Source organism: Sediminibacterium sp. GW821-FHT12F12, from assembly GCF_058806635.1.
Genome location: NZ_JBXAPW010000002.1, coordinates 301,595 through 324,047 on the forward strand (window position 1 = coordinate 301,595; position 22,453 = coordinate 324,047).

General features: G+C 45.4%; 20 protein-coding genes. 13 read left to right on the top strand and 7 right to left on the bottom strand.

All coding sequences use genetic code 11. From position 1 onward, the window contains the following. Nucleotides 1–78 precede the first annotated feature (78 nt). From AC1RNB_RS03825 to AC1RNB_RS03860, 8 genes are all read left to right on the top strand, one after another. Complete coding sequence (locus tag AC1RNB_RS03825; RefSeq protein WP_493080851.1) at nt 79–1,518, top strand: POT-type proton-dependent oligopeptide transporter; 1,440 nt, start codon at nt 79–81, stop codon at nt 1,516–1,518. A gap of 166 nt (nt 1,519–1,684) precedes the next feature. After that, nucleotides 1,685–2,965, top strand: coding sequence for a phosphoribosylamine--glycine ligase (gene purD / locus AC1RNB_RS03830; RefSeq protein ID WP_493080853.1), 1,281 nt, complete (start codon nt 1,685–1,687; stop codon nt 2,963–2,965). Between the two features lie 204 nt (nt 2,966–3,169). Beyond that, the gene (locus tag AC1RNB_RS03835) at nt 3,170–4,195 is read left to right on the top strand and encodes a rod shape-determining protein (RefSeq protein ID WP_161816967.1); all 1,026 of its coding nucleotides are present in this window, start codon (nt 3,170–3,172) and stop codon (nt 4,193–4,195) included. Nucleotides 4,196–4,302: 107 nt separating this feature from the next. Then, complete coding sequence (gene mreC, locus AC1RNB_RS03840) at nt 4,303–5,154, top strand: rod shape-determining protein MreC (protein WP_493080855.1); 852 nt, start codon at nt 4,303–4,305, stop codon at nt 5,152–5,154. After that, entirely contained in the window at nt 5,151–5,678 is a 528-nt protein-coding gene (locus tag AC1RNB_RS03845) for a rod shape-determining protein MreD (protein ID WP_493080856.1), read from the top strand. Before mreC ends, AC1RNB_RS03845 begins: the two co-directional genes overlap by 4 nt. A gap of 163 nt (nt 5,679–5,841) precedes the next feature. Next, nucleotides 5,842–7,947: a penicillin-binding protein 2 gene (gene mrdA / locus AC1RNB_RS03850; protein ID WP_493080858.1), complete on the top strand. Its 2,106-nt coding sequence runs from the start codon at nt 5,842–5,844 to the stop codon at nt 7,945–7,947. Next, nucleotides 7,944–9,287 (top strand): rod shape-determining protein RodA, encoded by a 1,344-nt coding sequence (gene rodA, locus AC1RNB_RS03855; RefSeq protein WP_493080860.1) that lies wholly within the window; start codon nt 7,944–7,946, stop codon nt 9,285–9,287. The genes mrdA and rodA overlap by 4 nt, the downstream gene beginning before the upstream one ends. A 35-nt stretch (nt 9,288–9,322) precedes the next feature. Continuing rightward, nucleotides 9,323–10,075 carry an MBL fold metallo-hydrolase gene (locus tag AC1RNB_RS03860; RefSeq protein ID WP_493080861.1) on the top strand — a complete coding sequence of 251 codons (753 nt, stop codon included), beginning with the start codon at nt 9,323–9,325 and terminating at the stop codon, nt 10,073–10,075. 335 nt (nt 10,076–10,410) lie between these two features. Here the strand turns inward: AC1RNB_RS03860 and AC1RNB_RS03865 are convergent, their stop codons facing one another. From AC1RNB_RS03865 to AC1RNB_RS03875, 3 genes are read right to left on the bottom strand one after another with little or no spacing between them, the layout of a single operon-like run. Then, entirely contained in the window at nt 10,411–10,821 is a 411-nt protein-coding gene (locus AC1RNB_RS03865) for a hypothetical protein (RefSeq protein WP_493080863.1), read from the bottom strand. 11 nt (nt 10,822–10,832) lie between these two features. Continuing rightward, nucleotides 10,833–11,564: a hypothetical protein gene (locus AC1RNB_RS03870; RefSeq protein ID WP_493080864.1), complete on the bottom strand. Its 732-nt coding sequence runs from the start codon at nt 11,562–11,564 to the stop codon at nt 10,833–10,835. 35 nt (nt 11,565–11,599) lie between these two features. Then, nucleotides 11,600–12,145 (bottom strand): RNA polymerase sigma factor, encoded by a 546-nt coding sequence (locus AC1RNB_RS03875; protein ID WP_493080866.1) that lies wholly within the window; start codon nt 12,143–12,145, stop codon nt 11,600–11,602. A gap of 180 nt (nt 12,146–12,325) precedes the next feature. Between AC1RNB_RS03875 and AC1RNB_RS03880 the strand changes: the two genes are divergently transcribed. Then, a complete protein-coding gene (locus AC1RNB_RS03880; protein WP_493080868.1) occupies nt 12,326–14,911 on the top strand; it encodes a phosphoenolpyruvate carboxylase in 2,586 nt (861 codons plus the stop codon). Nucleotides 14,912–14,971: 60 nt separating this feature from the next. On the opposite strand, the gene AC1RNB_RS03885 is transcribed toward AC1RNB_RS03880, so the two are convergent. After that, nucleotides 14,972–15,565: a DNA-3-methyladenine glycosylase family protein gene (locus AC1RNB_RS03885; protein WP_493080870.1), complete on the bottom strand. Its 594-nt coding sequence runs from the start codon at nt 15,563–15,565 to the stop codon at nt 14,972–14,974. A gap of 28 nt (nt 15,566–15,593) precedes the next feature. Here AC1RNB_RS03885 and mnmC2 point away from each other — a divergent pair, with 28 nt between their 5' ends. The 3 genes from mnmC2 (at nt 15,594) to AC1RNB_RS03900 (ending at nt 17,755) form a co-directional block, all read left to right on the top strand. Further along, nucleotides 15,594–16,265, top strand: coding sequence for a tRNA (5-methylaminomethyl-2-thiouridine)(34)-methyltransferase MnmC2 (mnmC2, locus tag AC1RNB_RS03890; RefSeq protein ID WP_493080871.1), 672 nt, complete (start codon nt 15,594–15,596; stop codon nt 16,263–16,265). Nucleotides 16,266–16,362: 97 nt separating this feature from the next. Further along, complete coding sequence (locus AC1RNB_RS03895; protein ID WP_493080873.1) at nt 16,363–16,785, top strand: YybH family protein; 423 nt, start codon at nt 16,363–16,365, stop codon at nt 16,783–16,785. A 55-nt stretch (nt 16,786–16,840) separates the two neighbouring features. Continuing rightward, nucleotides 16,841–17,755 carry a prohibitin family protein gene (locus AC1RNB_RS03900; RefSeq protein ID WP_493080874.1) on the top strand — a complete coding sequence of 305 codons (915 nt, stop codon included), beginning with the start codon at nt 16,841–16,843 and terminating at the stop codon, nt 17,753–17,755. Nucleotides 17,756–17,813: 58 nt separating this feature from the next. Here AC1RNB_RS03900 and AC1RNB_RS03905 read toward each other — a convergent pair whose 3' ends face one another. The 3 genes from AC1RNB_RS03905 to AC1RNB_RS03915 all read right to left on the bottom strand — a co-directional run bounded on the left by AC1RNB_RS03905 (nt 17,814) and on the right by AC1RNB_RS03915 (nt 19,579). Next, a complete protein-coding gene (locus tag AC1RNB_RS03905) occupies nt 17,814–18,215 on the bottom strand; it encodes a hypothetical protein (RefSeq protein ID WP_493080876.1) in 402 nt (133 codons plus the stop codon). A gap of 84 nt (nt 18,216–18,299) precedes the next feature. After that, nucleotides 18,300–18,533: a hypothetical protein gene (locus tag AC1RNB_RS03910; protein ID WP_493080877.1), complete on the bottom strand. Its 234-nt coding sequence runs from the start codon at nt 18,531–18,533 to the stop codon at nt 18,300–18,302. Nucleotides 18,534–18,607: 74 nt separating this feature from the next. Further along, complete coding sequence (locus tag AC1RNB_RS03915; RefSeq protein ID WP_493080878.1) at nt 18,608–19,579, bottom strand: M23 family metallopeptidase; 972 nt, start codon at nt 19,577–19,579, stop codon at nt 18,608–18,610. A gap of 194 nt (nt 19,580–19,773) precedes the next feature. Here AC1RNB_RS03915 and alaS point away from each other — a divergent pair, with 194 nt between their 5' ends. After that, a complete protein-coding gene (gene alaS / locus AC1RNB_RS03920; protein ID WP_493080879.1) occupies nt 19,774–22,392 on the top strand; it encodes an alanine--tRNA ligase in 2,619 nt (872 codons plus the stop codon). The last annotated feature ends 61 nt before the right edge of the window (nt 22,393–22,453 follow it).

The following is a 22,453-nucleotide window of genomic DNA, read 5'->3' on the forward strand; positions in this document are numbered from 1 at the left end:
AACCAATTTTAACCAGTTCAACTCCCTTTAACCAGTTTAACCAGTTTCCAATATCTTTAAAAAACCAAAATACAACTTATGAGTGAAATACAAAGCGATATCAGGAAAACCGGGATGCCGAAATCGGTTCCTTATATCATTGGTAGTGAAATAGCAGAAAGGTTCAGTTTTTATGGTTTGCGCTCCATTATGGTCACTTATATGGCGGTTGCGTTTTTCAATCCTACTCTCAATCCTGCGCTCAATGCCGAAGCCGATGCTAAGGCCAATGAAATGTCGCACCTCTTTGTTACACTGGCTTATTTCATGCCCATTGTGGGCGCTATCATGGCCGACTGGTTTTTCGGGAAATACCGCGTAATCCTGTTCGTTTCTATGCTGTATACCCTGGGCCATTTCATCTTGTCTGTTTCCGACAACAGTTATACTCTTTTCAGCACTGGTCTGGTAATTATTGCCTGTTGCGCGGGCGGTATCAAATCCTGCGTATCGGCCAATGTGGGCGACCAGTTTGACAAATCCAACGAGCACCTGCTCTCTAAAGTATATGGCTGGTTTTATATGAGCATTAACCTCGGCGGTACACTGGCCCCTTTGTTCATCCCGCTTCTGAAAAAATATTACGGTCCGGAGATCGCTTTTGGTGTACCCGGTATACTGATGGCACTGGCCACACTGATTTTCTGGCTCGGACGAAAAAAATATGTCAAAGCACCTCCCGCAGGTATTAAAAAAGAGAATTTCTTTACTATTTCCGTCTATGCACTGATCAAACTGTTCAGCCGTAAACCCGGACAAAAAGTATGGGAAGCTGTTGGCGAAAAGTATTCTGCCAAATCGATCGATGGCATACAGGCTGTGTACCGGGTGCTGGCCGTGTTTGCTTTTACGCCCATATTCTGGGCCTTGTGGGACCAAAACCTTTCTGAATGGGTATTACAGGCCACCCGCCTGGATCTGACGCTGATTGGTGGCATTACTATTTTACCCGAGCAGATCAACTTTGTCAACCCCTTGTTTCTGGTATTGCTGATCCCGGTTTTTACTTCTTTTATATATCCTTTTCTGGAGAAAAGAGGGATCAAAGTAACTCCATTGCGCAAGATTGGTGGCGGATTGGCGGTAATCGGACTGGCATTTGTAATCATTGCACTGTTGCAGGAACAGATAGATGCCGGCGGAAAACCTTCGGTATGGTGGCAGATACTGGCCTATATACTGCTGGCAGCTTCTGAGATAATGGTTTCTGTAACCTGCCTGGAATATGCGTATACCCATTCGCCCAAATCGATGAAAAGTACTATGAGTGCTTTGTACCTGCTGGGCATTTCGGCCGGCAACCTGCTCGTAGGGCTCATCAATGGAAACATTGTCAACAAAGGTTTCTTCAGCCAGTTCACCGGCGCCAAATATTACTGGCTATTCATCGGTATACTGGCCATATCATTTGTGCTGTTTCTCCTGATCGCAAGGCGTTTACCGGAGAAGAGTTATATAGGGGTGGAGGAGAGTGAGTAGTGAGTGGGTAGTTGTGAATAGTGAATGGCCAATGGTGAATAGACACTCACTACTGACTACTCACAACTCACCATTGCCCATTGACCATTGCCCATTCACAATAATTTTCCCCTATCCCCCAAAAAATCCCCCATACAGCCTACTTTCGCTTGGCAATTGAACCATCATGAACATCTTACTACTTGGCTCCGGCGGCCGCGAAAATGCATTGGCCTGGAAAATGGTGAAAAGCCATCACTGTGACAAACTCTTTATTGCCCCGGGCAATGCCGGAACAGCACTGTACGGTACTAATCTTGCTCTTTCGGTAACCGATTTTCCTGCTATTAAACAAACCTGCATCGATCAAAAGATCAATATGCTGGTGGTGGGACCGGAAGAACCGCTGGTAAAGGGTATCTACGATTTTTTTCAGAGCGATCCGCAGTTGCAGCACATCATTGTAGTGGGTCCATCGGCCAAAGCCGCACAACTGGAGGGCAGTAAAGCTTTCAGTAAAAAATTCATGCAGCGCCACCAGATTCCAACGGCAGGTTATGCAGAGTTTACAGCTGACAATTTTGAAGAAGGAAAAAAATATATCGCGCAGCATAGTTTACCGGTGGTGTTAAAAGCCGATGGACTGGCCGCAGGAAAAGGAGTGGTCATTTCTTCTTCGCATGAAGAAGCCCTGCAGGTATTTGAAGAAATGATCCTGCACAAACAATTCGGCGAAGCGAGCAGCAAAGTGGTGATCGAAGAGTTTTTAGAAGGCATTGAAGTAAGTGTGTTTGCTTTAACAGATGGAGAAGTGTACCAGATCATCGGTCATGCGAAAGATTATAAACGCATCGGCGAAGGAGATACCGGTTTAAATACAGGCGGTATGGGCTGTGTAAGTCCGGTACCTTTTATGGATGATGTATTCATGCAGAAAGTAGAAGAGCGGATCATCAAACCCACTATCAACGGGCTTTTCAAAGAAGAACTCAACTATCATGGTTTTGTATTTTTTGGTTTGATGAATGTAGGCGGCGAACCTTTTGTGATCGAATACAACTGCCGCATGGGCGATCCGGAAACAGAAGTAGTGATGCCTTTACTGCAAACTGATATTGTAGGACTTTTCGCCGCGATGGATAATGGCACGTTAGTTGATGCTAACATAGAATTCTATCCGCAACACTGTGCAACAGTGATGGCGGTGAGTGGTGGTTATCCGGGTGACTACCGAAAAAATTTACTGATCAGCGGATTGAATGAACTGCCAACAGATGATACCATCGTTTTTCATGCAGGCACCAAACTGGTGAATGGCGAAGTATATACCAATGGCGGCCGCGTATTAACCGTTACAGCTTATGGAAATAATATTCCGGAAGCAGTGGCCAAATCCAAAAAAATACTGGAAAAAATTTCGTTTGAAGGGATGTATTACCGAAAGGATATTGGGTATGAATTTGCGTAAATAGTGAGTGGTGAGTAGTGAATAGTGAGTGTTTGTATTCTGCTTAACTCACTACTCACCACTCACTACTGACTTACCGCATTTTGCCTAATTCGTGGCAACTGCCTCAAAACCCCTGAAAATTCAGTATTTTGGCTTTGCGAAACCACTATTTTCAGTCACCTTTGCAAACATTGACTAACACATTCGAACTTTTTATATACAATGGGATTGTTTAACTTTTTCACACAGGAGATTGCCATGGATCTGGGTACAGCCAATACCCTGATCATTCATAACGATGAAGTGGTAGTAAACGAGCCTTCGATCATTGCCCTGAACCGCAATAATATGAAGGAGGTTTTGGCCGTGGGCAAAAAAGCCCTGATGATGCACGAAAAGACCCACGAAAGCATCCGGACGGTGCGTCCGCTGAAAGACGGGGTAATTGCCGATTTTAACGCGGCCGAGCTGATGATCAGGGAGTTGATCAAGATGATCTACCCCAAAAAGCCCCTGTTTCCGCCCAGCTGGCGTATGGTGATCTGCATCCCCTCCTCTATTACAGAAGTAGAAAAACGTGCCGTTCGCGATAGTGCCGAGCAGGCAGGTGCCAAAGAAGTATATATGATCCATGAGCCCATGGCAGCCGCCCTCGGTATCGGGATCGACGTAGAAGAACCCGTTGGAAACATGATCATCGATATCGGGGGGGGAACCACCGGTATTACCGTGATTGCGCTGGCGGGTATTGTGTGCGACCAGAGTATCCGTATCGCCGGTGATGAGTTTACGGCCGATATCATGGAAGCCCTGCGCCGTTACCACAGTTTGCTGATTGGTGAGCGTACCGCTGAACAGATCAAGATCAATGTAGGTGCTGCCATGAAAGACCTGGATAACCCACCGGATGACCTGCCTGTAAATGGCCGCGACCTGGTAACCGGTATCCCTAAACAGATCATGGTCAGTTACCAGGAAATAGCCGAAGCACTGGACAAGAGTATTTTCAAAATAGAAGAAGCCATCCTGAAAGCACTGGAAACCACACCGCCCGAACTGGCAGCGGATATCTACCGCCGCGGTTTATACCTCACAGGTGGTGGAGCCCTGCTGCGCGGATTGGACAAAAGACTGAGTGCCAAGATCAAACTGCCCGTACACGTGGCCGATGATCCGTTAAAGAGCGTGGTACGTGGTACCGGGCTGGCGCTTAAGAACTACCAGCGTTTTCCATTTATTATGAGATAATCTGGATACAGGTTGCAGGGTACTGGTTACTGGTGTTATCAAATGGTAAGCATATACCTGTAACCTGAAACCAGCAACTGGTAACCGAACCGGCAACCCGCACACCCGTGAAAAATATTTTCCTCTTCATACGTCGCTACCTCACTTTTCTCAGCTTTCTGCTGTTACAGGTGATGGCTATTGTGATGCTGAGCAGTGCGAGTAAAACCCACCAGTCTTTTTTTGCCACGGCAGCCAACGAAGTAACCGGTGGCATCAACAAACAATACAGTGGTTTCCGCGATTATTTTGCCCTGAAAGAGACCAACCGTTTACTGGCCGAAGAGAATGTACGCTTACGTAATATGCTCGCCTCCAATTTTGTTGCACCCAATACGGATAAAGAACTGTACGTAGATACGCTTGTAAAAGATACCCTCGGGCGTTCGCGCAAGTTTACCTGGTTACCTGCCAAAGTGGTCGGTAATTCGTACGCCTTACAAAACAATTTCATTACGATAGAGCGGGGTAGTAACCAGGGAGTGAAAAAAGGCATGGCAGTCGTTAGCTCTGCCGGTATTGTAGGCGTGGTAGTAGAAACCAGCCCTAATTTCAGCAAGATCATGAGCCTGATACACCGTAGCAGTAAGGTAAGTGCCATGCTCAAAAAAGACAATAATACAGGCAGCCTGGAATGGGACGGAACAGATCCAGGTTTTCTTACCCTGCGTAATGTAACCAAGGGCGCCAAAGTAGCGAAAGGAGATTCGGTGATAACGAGTAATTACTCTGCCAACTTCCCACCTAAACTGTTAATCGGTACGGTAGCTGAGATCAGTTCAGAATCTTCCAGTAATTTTTATACCCTGAAGATCAGAACAGCTACTAATTTCTTCAGTCTCCAATATGTATACCTGATCGAAAATGTACGGTATGCAGAACAGGTTCAGTTAGAAACGAATACTTCCAGAATACCATGAGCAGCCTGCTGAAAAATATAATCCGTTTTGTGGTATTTATCCTGTTCCAGGTGTATATCCTGAACCAGGTTCCACCATTGCACCAGTTTCTGGTGCCTTATCTCTATTTCCTGTATATTCTTTGGTTACCCTTTACTATCAACCGCTTCTGGCTGCTGATCATCAGTTTCCTGTTTGGGTTGAGTCTTGACTATTTTACCGGCACGTATGGTTTACACGCCGCTCCCTGTGTACTGATCGCATATATCCGGCCTTTCCTGCTGAACCTGCTGATACCCCAGGAAACCACCGAACAGAGTTATATTGAACCCAGCCATAAAAGCATGGGTTGGGCACCCTATGCTTTATACGTAGGCATACTCAGTTTTGTTCATCATTTCTATCTCGTACTGATTGAATGGCTGCAGTTTGGCAACTTCGTCTACTTTCTCGGTAAAGTGGCCGGCACCACGGCTATCAGCCTGCTCATGATCTTCCTGGCAGAAATGCTGTTTAACCGGAACAGCCGGTACAGGAGTAGTTAACATAGTGTGAATGTTCCGGTTACAGCCAATGGATGTATCGCTTTCCGCTACCCACATCTATGAATAACTTTTTTTAAAATAGTTGATACAAGCTTCCCCCCATTTCATCAACTTTGTAACCAGTACTACTCAATCACTCAACTCACTTACTTAGTTAACAGGTATGCCGGTATTTAATCAGAGCAGGGGGCGCATTATACAGATCATTTTTGCGGTTGTATTTCTGGTAATGATCGGGCAGCTGATCAATCTGCAGTTGTTTTCGGTAAAATACAAGCTGGCTGCAGAGAACAACGCGCTGCTCCGTAAAGTAATTTATCCCGACCGCGGAATCATTTTCGACAGAAAAGGAAAAGCGATCCTGGAAAATACCATCAGCTACGACCTGCAGGTGATACCCTCGGAAGCCAAAGGGGTAGACACCGCTTCGCTTTGTAGTTTACTCAATATCGATACCGCCGAATACAGGAAAAGAATCCGTGATCTCATTTTTAAGAACGGATATGTAAAACCAAGCATCTTTGAACCACTGCTGACCGTTGAAATGTTTGCCCGCCTGAATGAGAACATCTATAAATTTCCCGGTTTCTCACTTACAGAACGTTCGGTAAGAACCTATCCTTATAGCGTGGCCGGACATGTACTGGGTTATATACGTGAGGTAGATACTTCCTTCCTGCGCAGGCACAAAGACGAGGGCTACCAGATGGGCGATTATGCCGGTATGACCGGACTGGAACGCTCTTACGAAAAAGTATTGATGGGCCAGCGCGGTGTAAAAAACTATATACGCGATAACAAAAGCCGCATTCAGGGGCCTTACGAAAACGGCATGTATGATACAGCAGCCGTGGCTGGTAAAAATATTCACCTGAGCCTGGATGTAGAGCTGCAGAAACTGGGTGAAAAACTGATGAGCAATAAAGTAGGAAGTATTGTAGCCATTGATCCGCAAACGGGCGGAATCTTATGTATGGTAAGTGCTCCTACCTACGATCCCAACTACTTAACCGGCAGCCAGCAACGCAGACATTTTGCAGACCTGCTGCTCGATCCGCGTTTGCCGTTGAATAACCGCGGGCTGGGTACTTATTATTCTCCCGGTTCTACTTTTAAAACGGTTGTGGGTTTGATCGGGTTATCAGAAGGTGTGATAGACGAGCATACCACCGTTAACTGTCCGGGCTATTTTACCGGTTGTGGTACCGGTAAGCCTAAATGTCTCGATAAAGGTGTTTTCAATTTCAAAGATGCTGTGGCGCATAGTGATAACAGTTATTTCTCTACCGTGTATAAAAGAACACTTGACCAGCCAAGATATCATGGTGCAGACAGTGCCTTAGCCGTATTCAACAGTTACGCATACACTTTTGGGTTGGGCCGCAGGTTAGGTGTAGACCTTCCTTCAGAGAAAAAAGGAAACCTGCCGGTTTCGGCTGATTACAGAAAAATATTCGGTCCCCGCTGGTATTCCTGCAATGTGATCTCCAATGCCATTGGACAGGGAGAAGTAAATACAACACTGGTTCAGTTAGCCAATGTAATGGCTATCATTGCCAATAAAGGTTGGTTCTATACACCACACTTGGTAGATTCTATAGAAGGTGGTGATGAGTATAATTTATTGGATCCATATAAAATAAAACATCACACCGATAATCGGATACCTGATACGGTATATAGTGCCGTACAGGATGGTATGCAGGCCGTAGTAGAATATGGAACTGCGGTACGTTCCAGAATCCCCGGCATCATCATGTGCGGCAAAACGGGAACCGTAGAAAACTATGCCAAAGGGAAAAAGCAACCCGACCACTCTTTCTTTGGTGCTTTTGCCCCCAGAGATAAACCAAGGATTGCAATCGCTGTGATCTGTGAGAACTCAGACCAGGGCGCCCGTGTAGCGGCTCCTATTGCCAGCCTGATTGTAGAAAAATATTTACGTGATTCGATTGCGGGGCCGGAGAGAAAAGCGATGATTGAAGAATATACCAACAAAGTATACATACCACCATTGATGCGGATCGAGATTGCCAAGAAGGATTCATTACGTAGATTAAAAGAAAACCAGCAGCTGCTGGAACAGAAGCTGAATAAAAAAGAAACCGACGATGCTTCTGACGATGACAGTGCCAAACCGGAAACGGAACCCGGGAACCCACCGACGGCTCCCGTTAAAAAAGTTCCGATACCCAAGAAAAGCGGAGAAACACCAACCGCAGCATTAACCATCGAAGACAGGAAATACAAAAAGCAGCTAACCAAATGAGTAACCGAAACAATATATCAACGCAGGCACAGGGTGTAGACTGGACGGTAGTTTGGTTATATGCGATACTCGTATCCATTGGTATTCTCTGCATTTTTATGGTAGAGTACCGGGTTGATACCAACTGGCTGCAGACTTTTCTCGGTGGTAAAACCAATTACAGCAAACAGTTGATTTTTGCAGGTATCTGTGCCATAGTGGCCACTTTTATCCTGCTAACCGACAGTAAACTCTTCACGGCATTTGCCAACCTGATGTATGCATTCGGGATACTGCTGATGCTGGCTACCTTCGTGATTGGTAAAAATATCAGCGGATCAAAAAGCTGGATCCCGTTGGTTGGTGGGTTTAACCTGCAGCCGGTAGAAGTCTGTAAAATATTTACTGCCCTGGCACTGGCCAAATTCCTGTCGAGACAGGAAACCGATTTCACCAAACTCAAATCACAGATACTTGCGGGCGTGATCTGTCTCTTGCCGGCCGTAATTTCAGTGGCCCAGCACGAATCAGGTATGGCCCTGGTATATTTCAGTTTTTTCCTGGTGATGTTCCGCGAAGGGTTGTCGCCCTTTGTATTGATTCTCGGTTTCTCTTTTGTAGCACTGATCATCTCCACCCTGTTGATAGAACCCAATACACTCGCCATTATTCTTACCACCATTGCGTTGCTGGTGATTTATCTGTTGCGTAAATCCATCAAAAAAAGCAAAGGACTTTTATACCTGATCCTCGTTATCTGGTTTGCCTGTGTGGGCATACAAAGGTTTGCGGTACCCTTTATCTTTAATAATGTACTGGAGTGTTACCAGAGTGCAAGGGTGTACAGTGCTTTCGGAAAAGATTACGATTGCAGTCTCAACAAACGTTCTGCTAAAAAAACAGATAAAGCACCACGCAAACCGGATGATTATAATGTACGCCAGAGTAAGATCGCCATTGGTTCGGGCGGATTAACGGGGAGGGGTTTTTTAAAGGGGACCCAAACAAGGGGTAAATATGTACCGGAGCAGCATACAGACTTCATCTTTGCCTCCCTGGGCGAAGCCTTCGGGTTCGTCGGTAGTTTTGTATTCCTGATGATTTACCTGTTCCTGCTCTTCCGGATTATCAAAATTGCGGAGCGGCAGCGAAGTACTTTCAGCAGGGTGTATGCGTATAGTGTGGCCAGTATCATGTTTTTTCATATCGCTTTCAATATCTGCATGACCATTGGTTTATTCCCCTCACCGGGTGTAACCTTACCGTTGATCAGTTATGGAGGATCATCGCTGGTTTCTTTTACCATACTGATTTTTATTTTACTCAGGCTGGACGCCGACAGGCAGATGGTATTGAGGTAGACAATTTGAAAATGTGACGATTTGAAAATTTGACAATGAGAATTATTCCACTTTCCGAAGGCGCATTTACCATCGATAAAACCAAAGTGTTTGTCCCTTTTGATACTTCATCAGAAGAACTGAACAGCCGACCGCTGGGTAGTTTACTGGTAGAGATCCAGCCTTTTGTAATCGTTACTGCAAAAGATGTGATCCTGCTTGATACGGGATTAGGATACAATGATGCCAACGGCCGTTTTCAGTTACACCAAAATCTCGAAAAAGCCGGTATACAACCCGCACAGGTTACCAAAGTGCTGATGAGCCATTTACACAAGGACCATGCAGGTGGCGTTACGATTAAAAGCGAACTCAGTCCAGACAGGTTCCTCAGTTTCCCTTATGCCACCTGGTATGTGCAGCGCAGAGAGTTTGATTATGCTATGGAAGTAGGAACAGCTTCTTACCTAACCGAAGATTTTCAGTTACTCGAAGATTTCAGCAAAGTGGTTTGGTTAACAGAAGATGAAGGGTGGATCGACGGCTATATCCGTTACCAGTTAACCGGTGCGCATAGTAAATTTCACCAGGTATTCTGGATAGAGGAAAATGGCGAAACCGCTTTTTTCGGTGGAGATGTGGCACCACAGCTGCAACAGATGAAAAGCCGCTTTATAGCCAAATACGATTACGACGGAAAAAAATGTATGGAACTGCGCCAGCAATGGTGGCAGGAAGGACAGGAAAAAAATTGGACCTTTCTCTTCTATCACGATATCAAACACCCGGTGTGGAGTCGTGAATCGTGAGTAGGCAGTGGTGAGTGGGTAGTTGTGAATGGGCAATGGTGAATGGTGAATCTTTCGGTTCCTAAGTGAATTGACAATTTACACCTCACTACTCACTACTCACCACTGCCTACTCACGATTCACGCCCCCCTACTCCTGCTTCCCCCTCAGCCTGCGTTGTTGCAATTCTTTTTCATCACCACCATAAAATCCCTGTCATCTGTTTTACCACGATATCAAATACCCGGTGTGGGGGCGTCAGTCGTGAATCGTGAGTAGGCAGTTGTGAATGGGCAATGGTGAATCTTTCGCTTCCGATATTAATTGACAACTGCCCATTCACAATTCACACCCCCTACTCCTGCTTCCCCTTGCCCCTCAGCCTGCGTTGTTGCAATTCTTTTTTCACCACCACCATAAAATCTCTGTCAACGGTAAGTGCTTTGTTTACACGTTCGTCGGTGGCAAGGATCTTTTTAAACTCGGTACGGTATTTTTTGCGGAGGTTCAGCATCTCTTCTTCGGTAGCGAGAATATCTTCTTTTCTGTTCAGGCGGATCTTCCGTAACTCGGCCGAATAACTGTAATACACAGGCCAGAATTTCTGGGCCTCTTCATTGGTTAATGCCAGCTGTTTGGTAACAAAAGCCATTTTCAGTCCAATGATATTGGCTGGTGGCGGTGGCGTCTGTGCATCATCCTGCTGCGCCTGTACGGTAGTGGCGAAACAAAGGATCAGTAAAAAGGTATATAAAATAGATCTCATGATAAATCGCTTTATTCAGAAGTTAACACTTCGTAGCTCTCGGCATTATCTGTCAGGTATTGTTTCAGTTCATCATCGCTTACCTGCTGCAGGTTGTTTTTTACATCAGTCAGGATCTCTTCATTGGTTAATGTAGTAATCGTATTAGTAACAGCTGCATGCTCGGGGTTATCAAGATAATTCGCCAGTTCGGTTTCGCTCACTTTAGTTAATTCTGAAGACAGATCAACGGTTTTGTATGCCGTGTCTTCGATATTAGCCGGATTATCTGTATACAGGAATGCACCGGTTACGAGCACACCCGTTACCAGTGCTGCAGCTGCATACTGCATCCATTTGCGGGCAAGCCGGAGGCTAACTACCCTGGCCTGCGGTTGCTGGTAGTGCGCCAGACGGGCAAAATCGGCCTGGGCAAAATAAGTTGCCGGAACCTGGTACGGCGTTCCTTTATCAATGGTGTTGAGTAAAGGGGCCACTTCATCTAACTCTTCACGTACAGTATGGTTGGTTTGGATGCGGGAAAGAATCTCTGCGGGTAAGCTGGCAAAATAACCATCCGGCACTTCATACACAGGCGCCGACGCCTGAGCCAGCATTTCCTCCACACGGATCTTTTCGGCCATAACAGCCGGGAAAGAGGCGAAATACCCTTCCGGAACAGTATACAGTTTCACCTGACTGATCTCAGCAACCAGCGGGGCAACTGCCTGTAATTCGGCTATGATCGTTTTCCTGTTTTCCATGATCTGCTGGTTTGACAGCCTGTTTTGCCTAAAGTTTAATAATTTTTTATGAATTCCTCTATTTTACGCGCCGCATGGTGATAGCTTGCTTTCAGGGCCCCTTCGCTGGTTTCCAGTATCCGGCTCATTTCCTGATAAGGCATTTCATCGTAATACCGGAGATTAAAGACCACCCGCTGTTTTTCAGGCAACTGCTGTATGGCCACCTGCAGACGCCATTCCAGTTTATTGGCGTCAAAGTTACTGTCTGCACGCACTTTATTACTCAACCCCGCTTCTTCCTCATCCAGACTGATGGTTCCCCGCTTTTTCTGCTGTTCCAGAAAACTTAAGCCTTCGTTGGTAGCTATGCGGTATAACCAGGTATAGAGCTGACTGTCTTCCCTGAAATTTTCCAGCCCTTTCCACACTTTAATAAAAACATTCTGCAATACATCATTGGCATCATCATGATCCACTACCAGCCTGCGTACATGCCAGTACAATTTCTCCTGGTATTTTTTAATGATGGCCGTAAATGCTTTTTCCTTTGTAGCAGTCTGGTGAAACTGAAACAATAACTCCTTGTCGTCAGCGTGCATGCAGGTATTTTTATAAATATAACGAACTGTTCTTTGACCTGGAAAAACAACAAAGGTTTAATGATTAGTCGAATATAACTAACGATCATTAGCTGCAAATCAAGTCCGGCAGGCCTAAATCAGCGTTTTTGTTAGTTTCGTTTTCAGCAAATGAAGTAACTTGGACGCAGCAAGCTCTATATGTCTTCTTCATTATATATCAGCAATTTCAAAAGAAATGTAACAGACAAGTATACCATTTACAACAGTCTGTTTGCAGCACTTCCTTTCTCCGGCATCGCCAATGTAGGCGCTTTACTTCCTATTTTACTGCAGGCCTGTGTAGATGGGTATGCAGAAGGGAAAAGTCCGATGCAGATCATCGACCGTTTTTTTGAGCAGCATACACAGATCAAAACGGAAGCCGAAAAAATTGATCGTTTATTCAAATTTGCCCAGTACATAGAACGGCAGGTAGTATTGTTTGATGCCATTGAAGATGCCGCATTTACCACGGTGAATAATATAGATGGTGCAGGCAGCCTGAAAGCCCTTGCCAACGAAGCGGCTTTCACCGGTAAAACACAGGCTTTAAAAAACAAACTCCGCAAATTCAAAGTACGAGTGGTGTTAACCGCACACCCTACGCAGTTTTATCCGGGTAGTGTATTGGGTATCATCCACGACATGAGCGAAGCGATCGGCAAGAATGATTTTCATACCATCAACCAGTATATACAACAACTGGGTATCACCCCCTTCTTCAATAAAAAACAACCCACACCATACGATGAAGCGGTGAACCTGATGTGGTACCTCGAGAATGTATTGTACCAGTCTATCGGCAATATTTACAATTACATTGCCCGCGAGGTTTTTGATAATGAATTCGACAGCGACAATCCTTTTATCGAACTGGGTTTCTGGCCCGGTGGCGACAGGGATGGGAATCCGTTTGTAAATGCGGCTACCACCATCCGCGTAGCGGCGGCACTGCGCAGTGCCATCATCGTATGTTATTACCGCGATGTTCGTAAGCTTTCCCGCCGACTAACATTCAGTGGGGTGGATACAATGATTCATCGTTTGGAAGAACAATTGTACGAAAATGTCTTCCGCTCCAGCGAGAGTAACCGCATCAGCAAACAGGAATTACTGAAACAATTAACCGCCATGCGCGAGCTGGTGGTAGAAAAACATCATTCTTTGTTTTTACAGCGTATAGACAGTTTCATCCATAAAGTAAAAATATTCGGAACCCATTTTGCCGCACTGGATGTAAGGCAGGACAGCCGCATACATACACAGGTGTTGGTAGATATCAATACCACTTTACAGAGCCAGGGGCAAAAAGGTATTTTACCTGCCAGGTATGCAGGTCTGTCGCAGGAAGAGAAGATCAGGGTTTTATCCTCACTGGAGATGAAGCTGGACGTGAATCTCTTTCCCAAAGGTCTTACCAGAGATACACTGGAGTCGATGTACGCTATTCAGGAAATACAAGCCATGAATGGTGAGGCAGGTTGCCATCGGTATATCATCAGCAACTGCCAGACGGCTGTAAATGTGATGGAAGTATTTGCCCTGTTCCGCCTCTGTGGCTGGAAAGCCGATAAACTGACCATTGATATTGTGCCTTTGTTTGAAACCATTGATGACCTGCAGGAAGCAGAAAGCATCATGGAGTTTCTTTACTCGCATCCGGTATACAAACAACACCTCAAACAACGCCACCAGCAGCAAACCATCATGCTCGGCTTCAGTGATGGCACCAAGGATGGCGGTTACCTGCAGGCCAACTGGAGTATTTATACAGCCAAAGAAAACCTGACCGCTATCTCCCGTAAATATGATATCAAAGCCAAATTCTTTGATGGCCGTGGCGGACCGCCTTCGCGCGGGGGTGGCAAGACCAATAAATTCTACGCTTCGCTGGGAAATAATATTGAGAATGAAGAGATCCAGTTAACTGTGCAGGGACAAACCATCACGTCCAACTTTGGCACCATCCAATCATCCCAGTATAACCTGGAGCAATTGTTGAGTGCCGGCATCAGTAACGAAATTTTTTCTGATAACCGGATGCTCTTATCACCCCACGACCGGTTTTTACTGGATGAGTTGGGTAAAGTGAGCTACGATGCCTACCAGGCATTTAAAACACATCCGCAATTCCTCTCTTATCTGCAGCAGTTCAGTCCGCTGAATTATTACAGCAAGAGTAATATTGCCAGTCGCCCCTCCAAACGTGGCAGTGGCGGCAGCTTACAATTCGAGGACCTGCGGGCCGTACCTTTTGTAGGAAGCTGGAGTCAGCTGAAACAAAATGTACCCGGCTATTATGGCGTAGGTACGGCTTTACAGCACATGAAAGAAAAAGGTTTGTGGGAAGATGTAAAAGCCATGTTCAGGAACGTACTGTTTTTCCGAACCCTGATTGATAACAGCATGATGAGCATGCTGAAATCTTCTTTTGCCTTAACACAATACATTAAAGATGACCCCGAATATGGCGCCATCTGGCAACTGATTAAAGCGGAATTTGATTTAACAGCTACCCTGGTACTCGAACTCTCCGATGCAACCGAATTGATGCAGGATGATAGAACCGGCCGAGCCTCTATCCAGATGCGGGATAAAATTGTGCTGCCGCTATTAACCATACAGCAATACGGTTTACACCAGTTACACCAGGCAGAGACCGATCCGGTGATGAAAGAGGTATATGAAAAACTAATTACCCGCAGTATGTTCGGCATCATTAACGCTGCAAGGAACTCTGCTTAACGCAGAACGCTAAACGCCCAACGTAAAATAGATTACCTTACAAGTCATTTTTGTCCTGCGTCAGGAATCCTTCCACTTCCACAAATGCAAACAGGCATAGGTACGGTAGGGACTCCATTTGGCGGAAATTTTCAGCATCTTCTCCTTCATCTCTTTTTTATTCTCCGGGTCCAGCTTATATAAATGCGTCATCGCCTGTTGAATACCAAGATCATCTACGGCAAATACATCTTCGCGGCCCAGGGTAAACATCAGCAGCATTTCTACCGACCATTTACCGATTCCCTTGATCTGTACCAGCAGATCAATGATTTCCTCATTGCCCATAGCCAGCAATTTCTTATCGGTAATCTTATGTTCGATACAGAAAGCCGCTACATTATGTACATAACTCACTTTTGCATTACTGAGCCCGATGGCGCGCAGGGTTTCAGCGGGGGTATCCAATACCTGCTGCGGCTTGGGTTCTTTGCCTTTGTACAAATCGAGAAAACGCTGGAAGATTACCCGGGCTACTTTGGTACTTAACTGCTGGCTGATAATACTGGACATGATCCTGACCGGTATATTGGGATGCAGGTCCAGCTGGTGCAGATCCGTACCAATGATTTTAGCCAGCTTTTTATCCTTCTGCAAATGTGTTACATACTCCATGCGGGTAAGTTAAGTATTTTGCAAAGCGATGCAAAGAGAAATTAGATTAACGGCAGACGGATCACATACAATAGCCCTGCCGGATGCGGGTATTACTTACCACAGTCACCACGGTGCTGTTGGCGAAAGCCGTCATGTATTTATAGAAGCCGGCTTACAAGCACTGTTTCATTCTGTTACAGCACCCATACATATTCTTGAAATAGGTTTCGGGACTGGTCTGAATGCCTTGCTTACCTTACAGGAAGCCCGGTTACACCAGCATCCCGTTTTATATACAGCGATAGAATTATTCCCATTAAGTGCAGAAGAGATTGGTCAGCTTAACTACGGACAACTGTTGCAGGATCAGCCCGGGTTCCTCGCCATTCACGAAACCAACTGGGAAAAAACGATCGCCATTGATCCTTTTTTTACACTCAGGAAACACAAAAGCTCGCTGCTTACACTGGAAGGTATAAATGATGTTACCTGTATTTATTTCGACGCCTTCTCCCCCACCTACCAACCCGAACTGTGGACCGAAGCAGTATTTCAACAATTATACAACCTGCTTTTACCCGGCGGGTTACTCGTTACCTACTGCAGTAAATCAGTGGTTAGAAAAGCCATGACAGCAGCCGGTTTCCAGGTAACAAAAATCCCCGGTCCCTGGGGCAAACGCGAAATGGTGAGAGCGGGGAGAGGATTAACGGATTAGCGGATTACGAATTAACGGATTAACGAATCCGCCAATCCGCTAATTCGTAATCCGGTAATCTATTTTAATTCGTAGCTTAACTATATAATCTACACACATGAAACTGCTTTTAACCCTGCTAACTACTGTAATCTTTCTCACAGCTTCTGCCCAGAACAAAGACGAACAAACCATCCGTAACCTGCTGGCAAGGCAGATGAGCGACTGGAACAAAGGCAATATTGCCGGGTTTATGAAAGGGTATTGGAATAACGACAGTCTTTTGTTCGTGGGCAAAAACGGGCCCAATTACGGGTATCGCACTACCCTGCAGAACTACCTGAAAAGTTACCCGGATACAACAGCGATGGGTAAACTTAATTTTGATATCCTGAAAGTACAGGCGCTCTCACCAGACTGCTATTTTGTGTTGGGGAAATGGATGCTCAAAAGAACCATTGGCAACCTGAGCGGGCATTATACCCTTATCCTGCGAAAGATCAAAGGTGAATGGGTGATCGTATCGGATCATAGCAGTTAGTGTAATATTCAGATCAATTCCGCGACTAACAATCCACTAAGTTAAAAGCATCTATATGATACTCATTATCCTCGGCGTAATCTTACTGGTTACCGCCATCGCCATGAATAAAGAAAGAGAGGATCTACGGAAACTATCTGTAGGCCTGCGCATTTCCGGGCTTGCTGTAATAGTGATCGGCATCATGACCTCCTGCATCAAACAGATTAACGCCGGACAGATCGGTGTAAAATCCCTGTTCGGGAAAGTAGACAACGATATCCTTACCAGCGGACTGAATTTTATCAATCCATTGGTAGAAGTGAATACCATTGATATCAAAACACAGAACTATACCATGAGCGGAGTGCACGACGAAGGCGATAAAATGGGAGATGATGCCATCCGGGTACTCACAGCCGATGGACTGGAAGTAGTCATAGATCTTACAGTTCTATACCGGGTAATCAGTACCGAAGCGCCTACCATCATCAAAGAAACCGGGCTCGATTACCGCGATAAGATTGTTCGTCCGCTGACCCGTACCAAGATCAGAGACAATGCGGTGTATTTTACAGCAGTAGATCTGTACTCTAACAAAAGAGATCTGTTCCAGGGACGGATCTTTAAAAGCATCGAAACAGATTTTAAAAAACGTGGCCTGGTACTGGAGCAATTGCTGGTACGTAATATTACCCTGCCTGCTACGGTAAAAGGCTCCATTGAGGAAAAAATAAAAGCAGAACAGGATGCCCAGAAAATGGAATTTGTATTACAGAAAGAAAAACAGGAAGCCGAGCGTAAACGCGTAGAAGCCCAGGGTATTGCCGATTACCAGCGCATCATCAGTTCAGGACTGGGCGATAAACAGCTGCAATACGAACAGATACAGGTGATGAAAGGATTGATCACTTCCCCCAATGCAAAAGTGATTATCATGGGGGGAGGCAAAACACCTGTGATCCTCGATACCAAAGACGGAAAAAATTAACCCTGACTTCTTCTCTTCGTTTCACCCTTATTGAAAAAATTACACGCAAAACAGTCTGTTACAAAGCAGACTGTTTTGCCTGCGCCATCTGCGAACCCATCAAACGGCCAAATACGAGATGCCCGCAGAATACGCCGATCACAGAAGAAAAAATATCGAGATAATCAAAAGTTCTCCCGAATACCGGAATCAGTTGCAGGTATTCGTTGATGATCACTAACAGTAATCCGAAAGAACAGGTAAACGTAAGATCACGTTGTGTTTGTAACCTGAAATACCGTTGAAAAAACCAACAGGCCCCGAAAGGCAGCAGGAAAGAGCCGATCAGGTTAGGCGCAAAACCCACCAATGGCTGCAAGAGAGAAGGAATATGCACCAGGGGTCTGATCAGGAATTTAATGGTCCAGATCAGTAATGTGCCGGTAATCACGGTCCATCTGGAGATATTTTTCAGGTACATATATGCTCAGTTTCTCAACTGAAAATAAGGAAAAGCCGATGCAAATGATTTATCCGGGGGAATTTATTTTATGAAAGGCTCGTGTTACTCCTGTTCAAAATCAATCGGTTTACGCCATAAACGGATTACCCACCTCAATAAAAAAGCCAGGCTGAGCAGGAACCAACTATAAAAAAGCACATTACCCATCCTGATATGATCTTCTACAAAGGCATATCCGAACATGATACCGGCTGTGCTGTTAATCGCCATCCACAGCAACGCCACCGACATCGTATTCACAATACGCAGCAGATATTCCCTAACGCCTGGTTCCACAGAAAGAATATTGATGAAAATGAACTACAAATTAGTCAGATAAATGTTCTGAAACAATCTATCACCAGGAAAGATTAGTCAAAACTCTGGTTGCTCGCAGCCGCCAGTTTCAGGATGCGGTCAAACTGTGCCGGTGTAAGATCGTTGTAGAAATAGTAGATCGGGTCTACCGGTATACCGCCCCTGTGTACTTCGTAATGGCAATGTGGTGCGGTGCTCTTACCGGAGTTACCTACGTAACCGATAACCTCGCCCCTTTTCACCGTTTCGCCCACCCGGGCTTTGATCCGTACCATGTGGCCATACAGGGTTTCATACCCAAAACCATGCGATACCACAACCCGGTTACCAAAGCCGCCGGTGTGATAACCAGCGTCTTTTACCCGACCATCAGCAGTTGCATAAATCGGGGTACCCATCGGGGCACTGAAATCCAGTCCCATATGCGCCCTGCGATCTTTGTAAACCGGATCAATCCGATAACCAAAACCCGACGCAATCCGGTTCAGGTTCTTATTACTGATGGGTTGGATAGAAGGCGTAGAAGCCAGCAGTTTTTCCTTATTCTTCACCAGACTGGCAATTTCATCAAAAGATTTTACCTGGTAAGCGGTACGCAATGACAGGTTATTCAGCTGACCCGCAATACTTTCTACCAGCTCCGATTCGCCCATGCTTTGAACCAGTTTCACTTCTTTCCGCAGCTCAATATCCTTGATGCGCGCACTGTCCGGAATGGGCGTGGCTCCGAAAATAGAACGGTACACCCCATTGTCACGGTTCTCGATCTCATCCATTTTCAGTTCCAGCTGCTTCAGTCTCTCCATGAAAACACTGTAATTATTGCTCAGGTCTTCGTTCTGCTGGCGCAGGTATTTTTCTTTGGGAGAGTCAATATAACGGAAAGCAATGGCAAAAATGATGGCACCGGTTACAATCGATGCCGCTATGAAGCCGATCAACTGCAATAACCGCACCCGCAGGGGTACTTCCAGCTTTTCGTACCGGAGGGTGTGGGTATTATAGTAGTATTTGACCTTTTTCATCAGCTTTTTTGCTTGTGAGGGGCTGAGACGGTGAATAATCAATGGTAAATGAGCGCAGAATCATCTTTTAAGCCGTTCGATTCACGCCTCGCGATTCACGCATTCACACCCCAATTCCTTACCTTTGATGCCCCTAAAAAGCCTCCAAATATAGTTTCTAACGCTCTAACAATTTGTTTAAAATTTTTTGATAGATGATGACCAGTGCCGAAATACGCCAGAAATTCCTTGATTTTTTTGCCTCAAAGGGCCATCGCATTGTGCCATCGGCACCGATTGTAGTGAAAAACGATCCTACGCTTTTATTCACCAATGCGGGGATGAACCAGTTCAAAGACTATTTTCTGGGTAACAAAAAACCGGAAGCGTCCCGCATTGCAGATACCCAGAAATGTTTACGGGTAAGCGGCAAACATAACGATCTGGAAGAAGTAGGGGTAGATACCTATCACCATACCATGTTCGAAATGCTGGGGAACTGGAGTTTTGGCGATTATTTTAAAACCGAAGCCATAGCCTGGAGTTGGGAACTGCTGACCGAAGTATACAAATTAGACAAAGACCGTTTATATGTAACCGTTTTTGAAGGTGATCCTAAGGAAGGGATACCCGCTTCTTCCATCGCACTGGAAGAATGGAAAAAAATTGTACCGGAAGATCGCATCGTTTTCGGTAATAAAAAAGACAATTTCTGGGAGATGGGAGATACGGGGCCCTGCGGACCCTGTTCAGAAATTCATGTTGACTGCCGTAGCGATGAAGAAAGAAAACTGATTCCCGGAAGAGACCTTATCAACAAAGATCACCCACAGGTAATTGAGATATGGAACAATGTATTCATCCAATACAATCGTCTGAAAGATGGTAGCCTGGCACCATTGCCATCCAAACATGTAGATACAGGCATGGGCTTTGAAAGACTGGTACGTGTGATCCAGGGAAAACAAAGTAATTATGATACCGATGTTTTTACCGGCACTATTGCCACCACAGAAAAGATCACCGGCAAAAAATACGATCACAGCGATAGCAAAGAAGCCGTTGCCTTTCGTGTGCTGGCCGATCATATCCGTGCTATTGCCTTCACCATCGCCGACGGACAATTACCTGCCAATAACGGTGCCGGTTATGTGATCAGGAGGATATTGAGAAGGGCCGTTCGGTATTATTATTCTTATCTCGATTACAAACAGCCTTTGTTATTTCAACTGCTGCCCTTACTGGCCGATCAGTTCAGTAATGTATTTCCGGAACTGAAAAAGCAACTTGATTTTGTAAGTAAGGTAGTGAAGGAAGAAGAAGACGCTTTCCTCAAAACGCTGGATAAGGGGTTAAAGCGCATTGATGACATCATTGCACAATCCAAACAGCAGATAGAAGGTAAGGCTGCTTTTGAACTGTTTGATACATTTGGTTTCCCCATCGATCTTACCCGTTTGATTGCTGCAGAGCACCAGCTCACGATTGATGAGAAAGGTTTTGAAGCAGAAATGCAGCAACAGAAAAACCGCAGCCGCGCAGCCGGTACCATTGATACAGAAGACTGGGTAGTGCTTTCCGATACAGCGATGAACGAATTTGTAGGATACGATTCGCTCGAGATCAAAAGTAAAGTGATCAAGTACCGAAAAGTAAAAGCCAAAGGTAAAGAAGCCTACCAGTTGGTACTCGAAGCCACTCCTTTTTATGCAGAAAGCGGCGGACAGGTAGGCGATACGGGCACACTGGATTTTGAAGGAGAAATAGTGGCCGTAACGGATACCAAAAAAGAGAATAACCTGATCATCCATTTTACCGATAGTTTACCTGCTAATATTCAGGCGGCAGTTATGGCTAAAGTAGATGGCAACCGGCGCCAGTCAACCGCCATACACCATAGCGCCACTCACTTACTGCACGCCGCTTTACGCAAAGTGCTGGGTACACATGTGGCACAGAAGGGAAGTCTGGTGAACGAAGAACAACTCCGTTTCGACTTTTCCCATTTTGCCAAAGTAACGGAGGAAGAGATCACGCAGATCGAAAGCATCGTGAATGAAAAGATCCGCGCAAATATTCCAGTATACATCAAAGAAATGAGCAAAGACGAAGCCGTAGCCATGGGTGCCATGGCTTTGTTTGGAGAGAAATACGGAGATATTGTTCGCGTGGTGGTTATGGACCCCGCCTATTCGATCGAACTCTGCGGTGGAACCCATGTAGGTTATACCGGTGAATTAGGTTTTTGTAAGATTAAACATGAATCTGCGGTAGCCGCTGGCGTAAGAAGGATAGAAGCCGTAAGCGGTAAAGCGGCAGAAGCCCTGATACAGGAGCAGTTTGAACAGGTAAACCAGATCCGCGAAGCGCTGAAAAACCCGAAAGAGATCAGCAAAGCCGTAGAAGCATTACAAGCAGATAATAACGAACTGAGAAAACGTATAGAAAGTCTCGAAGCCAAACAACTCATCATTACCAAAAACGAATTGTTATCACAAACAGAAAACATTCAGGGAATTACATTCCTCGGTGCGGTAGTAGAAGTAAACAGTGCCGACAGCCTGAAGAAACTCTGTTTTGAAATGAAAACTGCCTTAACAAATTATGTGGTAGTATTGGCGGCACAGGTAGATGGCAAAGCGCAGGTAGCCATTTTACTGGATGAATCGGTAAGTGTTTCCAAAGGACTGGAAGCGCCCAAAATCATCAAGGAGCAGGTGGCAGGTTTGATCAAAGGCGGCGGTGGCGGACAGAAAACACTGGCCACAGCTGGTGGACAGGATGCCTCTAACCTACCGGCAGTGATAGAAAAAGTGAAAGCCTTACTGGTATAATTGCATTCTTTATTTTAGCCACAGATACACTAAAGATTATCGGTGTATCTGTGGTTTTTTA